General features: G+C 61.6%; 4 protein-coding genes, 8 pseudogenes and 1 other annotated feature. Of the genes and pseudogenes, 8 read left to right on the top strand and 4 right to left on the bottom strand.

The annotated features are described in order from the left end of the window. Positions 1-81, top strand: a pseudogene (locus GGD61_RS39655) (IS5/IS1182 family transposase); the annotation flags it as partial. Between the two features lie 253 nt (positions 82-334). Here GGD61_RS39655 and GGD61_RS39650 read toward each other — a convergent pair. Then, entirely contained in the window at positions 335-583 is a 249-nt protein-coding gene (locus GGD61_RS39650; RefSeq protein ID WP_183232486.1) for a hypothetical protein, read from the bottom strand. A gap of 10 nt (positions 584-593) precedes the next feature. After that, positions 594-1,714 (bottom strand): annotated as a pseudogene (locus GGD61_RS39645) (IS3 family transposase); the annotation flags it as partial. Then, positions 1,425-1,541, bottom strand: a sequence feature (AL1L pseudoknot). It overlaps the preceding pseudogene by 117 nt. 3 nt (positions 1,715-1,717) lie before the next feature. On the opposite strand from GGD61_RS39645, the pseudogene GGD61_RS39640 reads away from it, so the two are divergent. The 4 genes and pseudogenes from GGD61_RS39640 to GGD61_RS39630 form a co-directional block, all read left to right on the top strand. Beyond that, positions 1,718-2,326: pseudogene (locus GGD61_RS39640) on the top strand (ISNCY family transposase); the annotation flags it as partial. A 142-nt stretch (positions 2,327-2,468) separates the two neighbouring features. Continuing rightward, positions 2,469-3,244 (top strand): annotated as a pseudogene (gene tnpC / locus GGD61_RS39635) (IS66 family transposase); the annotation flags it as partial. Positions 3,245-3,256: 12 nt separating this feature from the next. Further along, entirely contained in the window at positions 3,257-3,652 is a 396-nt protein-coding gene (locus GGD61_RS41110) for a transposase domain-containing protein (protein ID WP_246786213.1), read from the top strand. A gap of 580 nt (positions 3,653-4,232) precedes the next feature. Further along, positions 4,233-4,715, top strand: a pseudogene (locus GGD61_RS39630) (IS110 family transposase); the annotation flags it as partial. Between the two features lie 8 nt (positions 4,716-4,723). Here the strand turns inward: GGD61_RS39630 and GGD61_RS39625 are convergent. Together GGD61_RS39625 and GGD61_RS39620 are read right to left on the bottom strand one after the other, a co-directional pair. After that, a pseudogene (locus tag GGD61_RS39625) lies at positions 4,724-5,098 on the bottom strand (helix-turn-helix domain-containing protein); the annotation flags it as partial. Between the two features lie 401 nt (positions 5,099-5,499). Then, a pseudogene (locus GGD61_RS39620) lies at positions 5,500-5,643 on the bottom strand (transposase); the annotation flags it as partial. 93 nt (positions 5,644-5,736) lie between these two features. On the opposite strand from GGD61_RS39620, the gene GGD61_RS39615 reads away from it, so the two are divergent. From GGD61_RS39615 to GGD61_RS39605, 3 genes and pseudogenes are all read left to right on the top strand, one after another. Next, on the top strand, positions 5,737-7,335 hold the full coding sequence (locus GGD61_RS39615; protein ID WP_283814594.1) for an oleate hydratase: 1,599 nt from the start codon (positions 5,737-5,739) through the stop codon (positions 7,333-7,335). 630 nt (positions 7,336-7,965) lie between these two features. Next, a complete protein-coding gene (locus tag GGD61_RS39610; RefSeq protein ID WP_183232484.1) occupies positions 7,966-8,748 on the top strand; it encodes a hypothetical protein in 783 nt (260 codons plus the stop codon). Continuing rightward, positions 8,727-9,455 (top strand): annotated as a pseudogene (locus GGD61_RS39605) (hypothetical protein); the annotation flags it as partial. The gene GGD61_RS39610 and the pseudogene GGD61_RS39605, both read left to right, overlap by 22 nt.

The following is a 9,455-nucleotide window of genomic DNA, read 5'->3' as shown; positions in this document are numbered from 1 at the left end:
GCAACTCGCTACGACAAACTTGCCAGAAATTTCTTGGCTGCCGTCCACCTCGCCGCCATCGTCGCATATTGGATCAATTGAGTCTGAACCCTAAGTTTCCATACGAACAGCGTGAGGCGGCCGGGGCTGCGGCGCAGGCAGCTACGATCGCCGATCCCCGGCCGCACACACTATTTACGCGGGGGGCTGCTCGGGGCAGGCTCCCTCCCAAGTCCAAGTACCGTTTTCATAAATAATAAGGACAGGTTGGCAAGCTTGTCCTCCCGCGACCGCAGACGCTTCTTCCAGAGTCAACTCGCTTACGCCATAGGCCGACATATCGTTTCTCATGTTTTCACCTTTTAAGTAGTGACGAATGTGGCCGGTCAGCAACCGACCGCAGCAGCAGCAGCAGCAGCAGCAGCAGCAGCAGCAGCAGCAGCAGCAGCAGCTTCAAGTCTCGTGCCAACTGCGCAGGGACGGCAGAAAGCGCTTTAACGCCTTTCTCTTGTGTAAGTTGCATTGTGCGGCCGGCCGCTCGAACATCATTGTGATGCAAACGCGACAAATCGGACTGAACCGCCCCGGGATTGCCGGAGGCCATTTGGTTTAAGTTATGCCGCCATGGCGGGTTGTTCCAGCATAGCGTAGTAGCGTTGTTCGGCTTCGGCCGGCGGGACGTTGCCGATGGGCTCCATGAACCTTCGGTTGTTGAACCAATCGACCCATTCCAGGGTTGCGAACTCGACGGCCTCGAAGCTTCGCCACGGTCCGCGCCGATGGATCACCTCGGCCTTGTAGAGACCGTTGATGGTTTCGGCGAGAGCATTGTCGTAGGAATCTCCGACACTGCCGACAGAAGGCTCAATGCCAGCTTCAGCCAGGCGCTCGGTGTACTTGATAGCGACGTACTGGGCTACCCCTGTCGCTATGGTGCACGAGCCCGCCGCGATGGATCGGACGTCGATCATGCAGTGCCTGCTCCAGCGCATCCAGCACGAAGCCGGCATGCGCTGTGCGCGAGGCCCGCCAGCCCACGATCCTGCGGGCATAGGCATCGATGACGAAGGCGACGTAGACGAAGCCGGTCCAGGTCGCGCATAGGTGAAGTCAGAGAGCCACAGAACGTTGGGCCTCGGTACCTTGAACTGCCGGTTGACGTGATCCAGCGGACATGGCGCGGCTTTGTCGCTGATCGTGGTCTTGACGGATTTGCCGCGGATGACCCCTTGCAAACCCATGTCCCGCATCAGTCGCGACACTGTGCAACGGGCAATCTCGAAGCCTTCGCGCTTGAGCTGGCGCCAGACCTTGCGCACGCCGTAGACGGAGAAGTTCTGATCGAAGACGCGCCTGACCTCGATCTTCAGCGCAGCATCCTGCCTGGCGCGGGCCGACAGCTTGGCCGGATCGCGCCGCTTGGCCACATGGGCATGGTAGGTCGAGGGGGCGATCGGCAAGACCTTGCAGATCGGCTCGACCCCATGCGCCCCACGATGATCGTCGATGAAGGCGATCGCGGCTTGGACCGGCGGTCAAGCTCCGCCATCGCAAAATAGGCGCTTGCCTTGCGCAAGATCTCGTTAGCTTGCCGAAGCTCGCGGTTCTCACGCTCGAGGGCCTTCAGCTTCTCGGCCATGTCGGTCGGAACGCCGGCCCGCTGCCCGCTATCGATCTCGGCCTTCTTGACCCAGTCATGCAGCGTCTGAGGCGTGCAGCCGATCTTGGCCGCGATCACGAATTATATCGACCAGCGCGGCTGTTCGTAAACTTCTTCCAGCCCTCGTTCAAACCGTTAGCCAAGCAGCGCGACGGGGCTCGTGTACGCAAGACATACAGCGCGCCGGGAACACCTCACCAGCGCCTGGCAGCGGACGCCCGCACGCCTGACGCTGTCCGCCATCATGTCCAAGAACTCTATGCCGCTCTCGATCCAGTCGCGTTGTTACGCGACATCCGCGACCTGCAGGAGCGCCTCGCGGCCCTCGCTGATACCCAACCAATCGGCCATCCTGCTGTGGCATTGCAACCGATCGATCGCTTCCTGGCAAGCTTGCGCACGGCCTGGAAGGACGGAGCCATGCGACCGACGGATCGGCCACTCGTGAAGGCGAAAAGAGGCCGACGTCGTCCCGACCCGCTCATCCAAGCAACGCCAGATTTGCTAAAATGGTTTGAAGCCGAGCCTTGGCGGACTGGCAGCGAACTGCTCTCGCGCTTGCAGATGGAATATCCTGGAGCCTATCCGAACAAACTTCTTCGAACCCTTCAACGTCGGCTGAAATCCTGGCGCAGCGAGCAAGCGAATGCGCTGCTGTTCGCTCCTAGCGAGAAAATGCCGCCAGGGCCCCGGCCATCTCCGCACCCGGCCTCCTCCTCAACTCAAGCCAGGAGCAAAATAAATGAGGCAACCGATCGCACCCGGGAGCATCAATACATGAGGCAATACGGAGTCTCACCCTGATCGCCGCCGCGCAATCGACGGTGGAATGGTGACGGACGCCTTGCTGGCCCACGTCGCGGTGATGAAATACGGCTACCAGCTGCCGCTCTATCGCCAGGAACAGATGTTTGCCGCCCAAGGCATCACGCTCGACCGGCAAACGCTGGCCTTGTGGATCGGCCGCGTCGCCTGGTGGCTGAAGCCGCTTCACGCGCTGTTGCGCCACGCGGTGATGTCCTACCCGCGGCTGTTTGCCGACGAGATGCCGCTGCCGGTTCTCGATCCCGGCCGTGGCAGAACTAAAGTCTGCCAGTTCTGGGCGATCGCCACCGACGACCGCCCGTGGGACGGCCCGGCGCCGCCGGCAGTAGTCTACATGTTCACCGAGGATCGCAAGGCGATCCGCGCTAGGCAGCTGTTTGGAGATTACGACGGCATCCTGCAGGTCGATGGCTATGCCGCCTACAAGGGCCTGATCAAGAGCGGTGCAGCTGGCGTTCTGCTTCGCGCATGCACGGCAGAAGTTCTGCGACGTCCACGTCGCGACGAAATCGCCGATCGCCGCGGAAGCGCTGCAGCGAATCGCGATGTTCTACGCCGTTGAGGATCGCATTCGCGGTTTGCCGGCGACGCAGCGAGCTGCGGTCCAGACCGTTGATCAAGGACTTCAAGCCCTGGCTCAAGGCGCGACAGCTGGAAGTCTCGAAGAAATCCGCCCTTGGCAAGGCGATCCGCTACACCCTCAACCATTGGGATGGCTTGACGCGATTCATCGATGATGGGCGCATCGAGATCGATAGCAATACGGTCGAACGTAGCATCAAGCCGATCGGGTTGGGAAAGAAAAACTATCTGTTCGCCGGTAGTGAAGGCGGGGCCGAGACGTGGGCCATTCTCGCGCCGCTCATCAACACAGCAAAACTTCACGACGTCGACCCGCGGCACTATCTTACTGACGTTCTCGAGCGCATCGTCTCCGGACGCATCAAGATCAATCAGCTGAACACGCTGCTGCCGTGGAATTGGAAGGCCGCGCGCGACTGGTTCGGAGGCAAAGCTCGCCGCTTGATCAGTTCGACGGCAAGGCGTCGGGAACTTCCTGCGCATCGCTGGCGTCGTCGTAAATCTCTTCGCGGATCACGCGCAGCGTCACCTCGTGCACATACACTTGCTCGCACCCTCAAGCTCAGTGAACTCCGGCAGCAGGACTCGATCGACGAAGCCCCGTGACGCACGGACCATCACCGTGTTGCGTCGCTGCCGGCGATAACGAAACGGCCGCAGCCCATATCGGCGGCAAAGCGCCAGAAACAGGTGCCGAGACCACTGGTCGGGAAGTGAGAATTGCTGTTCGATCGGTGGATCGTGGCGAGCGAGTTCCTCGACCCGGGCCCGCACCCGCTGCAGCGCGGCTTCCGCTGCAAGGCGCTCACCAGCAGTTCCGGCGCCCACGAACAACGCCTCGATCTTCCGAAGCTTCTCGCGCAGCTGCGACTCGCTGGTCATTCTGATCCCCGTTGCCCACTCCGAACCGGGATCAACCCATCACCGCGCGCCGGTGGCGTCAATCATCCCGACCGCGCTATCCAGAGCATTCCGCGCTCAAGTCAAGACCGGGCACGGTGATCCTCCCATGACGCTCACGGGCCATCGCCGGCAGGCCGAGCCGGACTGGACGGCGGTGCATCGCGAGCTCAAGCGCAAGCACGTGATGCTGTCGGTCCTGTGATGGGGTGGACGCCCCCCTCGACGGCATCAATGTGCCAAGATGGTGGTGTTGAACAGCCACCGCAGAGAAGGAGCGTCCGCCATGGAAGTTAGCACGATCGGATTGGATTTGGCGAAGAATGTTTTTCAGGCGCATGGGGCAGATGCTGCAGGCGCCACTGTTTTTCGCAAACAGCTGCGACGTAACAAGGTGCTGGAGTTCTTCGCCAAGCAGCCAACGTGCTTGGTGGCGATGGAAGCCTGTGCGGGCGCGCACTATTGGGCGCGCGAGATCGGCAAGCTCGGTCACACAGTTTGTCTCATCCCGCCTGCCTACGTGAAACCTTTCGTGAAACGGCAGAAGAACGATGCGGCCGATGCCGAAGCGATCTGTGAGGCCGTTCAACGGCCGACGATGCGCTTTGTCGCCGTCAAGAGTGCGGAGCAGCAGGCCAACGCGGTCGTGTTTCGGGCGCGCGACCTCTTGGTGCGACAGCGCACCCAGATGATCAATGCTCTGCGCGGCCATCTTGCGGAGTACGGCGTGATCGTGCCCCAGGGACCATCTCACGTCGTCAAGCTCATTGAACAGCTCTTCTTCGAGGGCTTGCCGCCTTCGACCTCCGGCAATCGGCTGATGCCGTGACGCTGGAGGCAGCGATGCAGGGATGACCGCGTCAGATGCGGAATGGTCGGCTGCAGCGCATAGAGACAATCGTCGAGTGGCAGTAGCGTGTGCCGCCGGAAAGCGACGATGATCGCCTCCTCCTCGATGGAAAGCACTGTCGACTTGGCTTCCTTGGGGCCTGTCGAACGATCGGCGACGGTCTCGCGCTGCTTCCACTTCGCGACAGTCTTCTGGTTGATCCCGTAGCGCTTGGCGAGTGCTCTCAGGCTCTCTTGACTATTTTGTATTGCTCGACGGACTGCCTCCGTCGTGGTGGCGCAGCCGTGTAAAACTTGTCCCATAGCGCATCCTTCGAATCGTGCGACAAGAATGCACCATCAAAGCTTGGGACTAAACACCTAGTCCAATCGCGCTAACTTCGTTCACGGACGCTTCCTCTCTCGTGATGGCTGTTCAACACCCTTCACTTTGGCATATCCATGCCGTCGAGGGGGCGTCCACCCCATCACAGCAACCGCAAAAGAAGAAAAACGGTTGAAGTCGCGATTCCAGATTGACCGCGCGGCTTGACCGATTCCAGAGAACCAGCCGGCCAGAACGCCTCGCCGCTGGGCGAGATCAAATCGGAAAGGTGGGCGACATCGTCTCGGAATCCACGGGCGACTTCATATAGGTACGCCTGGGCGACTTCGTCGGAATCCGCATTCTTATCGGTAAGAAGGGCGAAGAAGCGCTCGACCTAATTGAGCCATGACGAACTGGTCGGGGTCAGGTGCACATGCCAGCGTGGCCTTTTGGCCGGCCATTTCCGGATCAGCGGCGTCTTGTGCGTGGCGTAGTTGTCCATGACGAGATGGACATCGAGTTCGTGCGGCACGGCGGCCTCGCAACAACGGCTCAATCCGCCGCCATTCCGCGTAGCTGAGTCAGTCCTCACCGCGTTTGATCCCGCGCAACCTTGAATGCGTCCGGCCATGCTATGTTGCTTCGAGGTGTCGAATTGCAATCGAGGCAAGTCATGAAGGCGTATTTCATCGGCGGTGGCATTGGATCGCTCGCGGGCGCGGCGTTCCTGATCCGCGACGCGCAGCAGGCTGGGCGTGACATCGTGATCTACGAGGGGCAGCCTCTGGTCGGCGGCAGCCTCGATGGTGCGCAGCTCGCGAACGGCGGCTATTCCCTGCGCGGCGGGCGCATGCTGACTACCGATCATTACGAATGCACCTGGGATCTGCTCTCCAGCATCCCTTCGCTCGAGCATCCCGGCCTCAGCGTGCGGGACGAGACCATCGCGTTCAACCTGGAGAACCCGGCGCACTCGCAGGCGCGGCTGGTCGACCGCAACCGCTTCAAGGTCGACGTCTCGCACATGGGTTTTTCCGCGCGCGACCGGCTGGAACTGCTGCGGCTCACCGAGGCTTCGGAGGAGACGCTCGGCAACAGCCGCATCACCGACTGGCTCTCGCCGAAATACTTCGAGTCCACTTTCTGGTACATGTGGCAGACCACCTTCGCGTTCCAGCCCTGGCACAGCGCGGTCGAGCTGAAGCGCTATCTGCGCCGCTTCATGAACGAGTTTTCGCGCATCGAGACGCTCGCCGGCGTCAAGCGCACCGTCTACAATCAGTATGACGCGATCGTGCGGCCGCTCGCCGACTGGCTGAAGCGGCAGGGCGTGCAATTCGTGCGCGGCACCCGAGTCACCGACATGGCGATCGAAAGCGAGGAGGGCCGTTTGCGGGTGCGCCAGCTCGTGCTCGATCGCGACGGCCGCATCGCCAATGTCCGGCTCGAGGACGGCGACCTCGTATTCTTCCAGAACGGCTCGATGACGGATGCCTCCAGCCTCGGTTCGATGACCGAGCCGCCGCCGCGTCTGACCAAGAAGGACAGTCAAGGCTGGACGCTGTGGGAGACGATCGCGGAAGGGCGTCCCGAATTCGGCAACCCCGCCGCCTTCAACTCCTCGATCCCCGAATCCTATTGGCTGTCCTTCACCGTCACCTGCCGCGATCCGCTCTTCTTCCAGAAGATGGAAGCGTTCTCCGGCAACAGGGCCGGCACCGGCGGCCTGGTGACGTTCAGGGATTCCAACTGGCTGATGTCGGTCGTGCTCTATCACCAGCCGCATTTCGTGGGACAACCGAGCAACGTGCAGGTGTTCTGGGGCTATGCGCTGCATCCCGACCGTGTCGGCAATTTCGTCGCCAAGCCGATGTCCGATTGCGGCGGCGCGGATATCCTGAAGGAATTGTGCGGCCACCTGAATTTCGACCCCGTCGTGTTCGAGGACGCGATCTGCGTGCCCTGCCGCATGCCCTACATCACCAGCATGTTCATGCCGCGCAATTGGGCCGACCGGCCGCTGCCGGTGCCGAAGAATTCGGTCAACCTCGCCTTCGTCAGCCAGTTCGTCGAAATCCCCGACGACGTCGTGTTCACCGTCGAATATTCGGTGCGGGCGGCGCAGATGGCGGTCTATCAGCTCATGAAGATCGATCGCCCGGTGCCGCCGGTAACGCGGCACGACAAGTCGCTCGCCGTGATCTTCGCGACGCTGGAGAAGGCTTTCGCGTGACGCGTTCCCTGGACGGCGTCGCCATTCCGCGACTGCAAGCGGCAGGCCGCCGTGAATGACGGCGCCCCTGACGAGACGTTTTCGGCCCCGATGCGGCCGCCATGCGCGGGCAGCCTGCACAGTTTCTGCTACATTGGAGAAGGATTATGATGCGCATTGACGAGCGCGGCACATCGCCCATTTCGGAATTTGGTGCCGATGAAGGTCAAGGCGCTGACGCTTCTAGCGCTAGATCGGCTTGTGCCCCCGGCGAAGAGGGCCGATCATTCAGTTCCGTTGTGGAGCAGACGCGCTCTGAGCCTCAGGATTCAGATGCTTCATACTCGCGCAGCGCGCAGCGCGCCAGCGGTGCAGGCCGATTTGCCGCTCCCTCCGCCGGCGCACATCGGCTCCTTGGGGCCGCGCTGCAGGGCGCAATCGGTGGAAGCCGTCGTCGTTTGCGCTCCTTGCCGGAATCCGGCTCGTCGCGAACTGATGGGGAACTGCGGCATGACGATCCAGAGGCGGAAAGCTCGCTAGGACGCCCTCTCCCGTCGCACGGGGGGGGTGGACCAGAAGGGGGACGCGTCCACGATGCGCCTATCCAGAATGTCCAAACCCCGGGCCTGCAACGGCCTTATGGAACGTACCATGGGAGACCAAGGCGAGATGAGGGTTTCTCGCGTCAAAGTGGCGAAGAGTTCTGGCGCGACGATAGAGAGGCTCAAAGCTCGCACGTGGGTAGACGCCCGCCGGATACGCCGTCCGTGTCTGAGCGAGGTAGCAGACCAGGAAGATGGCGCGTCGCCGACGCGCCTGCGCAGCCAATCGAGCGTGAAGGTGCGGAACGAAGCGATCGTACCTATAATGGCGCAGCAAATCAGGAAACACGCCTGGCGCACTCTGATGGCAATCAGTGGCGTGCCGACCGAACGGCTGAGCGCTCGCAGAGAGGTGGGCTCCCGCCAGATACACCATCCGCCTCCGAGCGGGGTGACAGGCCAGGAAGCTCGCGCATCGGCGGTGTCGCTGCGCAGCCAATTCAGCCTGGAAGCTCGGAGCGAGCCCATCGAACTTATCGTGGCGCAGCCAATCTGGAAGTTGCCCCGTCGTCTTCGGATGGCGACCGTCGGCGCGCCGATCGCGCCGGCGGGCTGGCGCCGCATGGCCAATCCATCTCTGACCGAAGTGGCGGACCAGGAAGGCAGCGCATTGACGATGTCGCCGCGCAGAGGGTCCAAGGTGCGAGCTCCGAACGACCGTATGGATCCTATCTTGACGGAGTACCTGGGGGAGCAAGCTGGCGTTCAAGCGGCGACCACTGGCGAGGCGATCAAGCCGCTACCAGCTCGCAGACAGATGCGCTCTCTCCACATAGGCAATCCGTGCCTGACCTGGGTGCTGGACCAAAAATGCAGCGTATCGAAGATATAGGCGCCGAGAGCGTCTGGGCTGCAAGCTTGGCGCGTCCTTATAGACATGCGGATGAACTTAATGCAGCTCTGAGGGACCTTGATCACGTTCGCGACATCCGTGCGTTCTCAACTGCAGTGGTGCAGCATGACAAGAGGCTGCGAAAGGCGGACCGGGAGGACCATGAAAGGTTTCTGGAAAAGGCCGCCGTTGATTTCAAGACTGAATTCGTTTCGCGCCTGGAGGAAAACATCCGCGCCGGGCGATCATGGGGGTACGCCACAACATGCAACGTGGTGAGCCGAGAGGCCGGTGGTCGTGCAGGTGTGGAAGCTTGCAGGGCCTTGGCAGCTCGGCTGTCGCAGCTGGAAGATGCGTTAATAACGAAAGTCGACCCTGATGCGCTTTCGCTCTTCGCATTATCGTTTGGTCGGAACCTCCGGGCGGCGGAATGCCGCAATGGGGCGATCAGAATCGCCCAGTTTTGTCTCGACCAAGAAGGCCGACTACTTCAGAAGCTGAACAGTCAAAATCTGTCACTGCTGCTGAACGGCATCAGCAAGTTGCCGGATCAGGAGGATATCCGCAAAGCCGTCCTCGCAATCGCCCGCGAGGTCTGTGACGGCGGCCGCCAGCTCGCTCGTTTTCATGAGCAGGACCTGGCGAACCTGGTGAACGGTTTCAGCAAGTGGCCGGGCCAGGACGATGCCGGCCGGGCCGTCCTCGCA

Source organism: Bradyrhizobium sp. SBR1B, from assembly GCF_014198205.1.
Classification (GTDB): domain Bacteria; phylum Pseudomonadota; class Alphaproteobacteria; order Rhizobiales; family Xanthobacteraceae; genus Bradyrhizobium.
The sequence above is the reverse complement of the archived record's forward strand: the minus strand, read 5'-3'. Positions and strand labels throughout refer to the sequence as shown.

Coding starts and splice junctions, on each gene's coding strand:
- GGD61_RS39650 (WP_183232486.1), bottom strand. CDS start 583: ATGGCCTCCGGCAATCCCGGGGCGGTTCAGTCCGATTTGTCGCGTTTG.
- GGD61_RS39615 (WP_283814594.1), top strand. CDS start 5,737: ATGTTGCTTCGAGGTGTCGAATTGCAATCGAGGCAAGTCATGAAGGCG.
- GGD61_RS39610 (WP_183232484.1), top strand. CDS start 7,966: ATGGGAGACCAAGGCGAGATGAGGGTTTCTCGCGTCAAAGTGGCGAAG.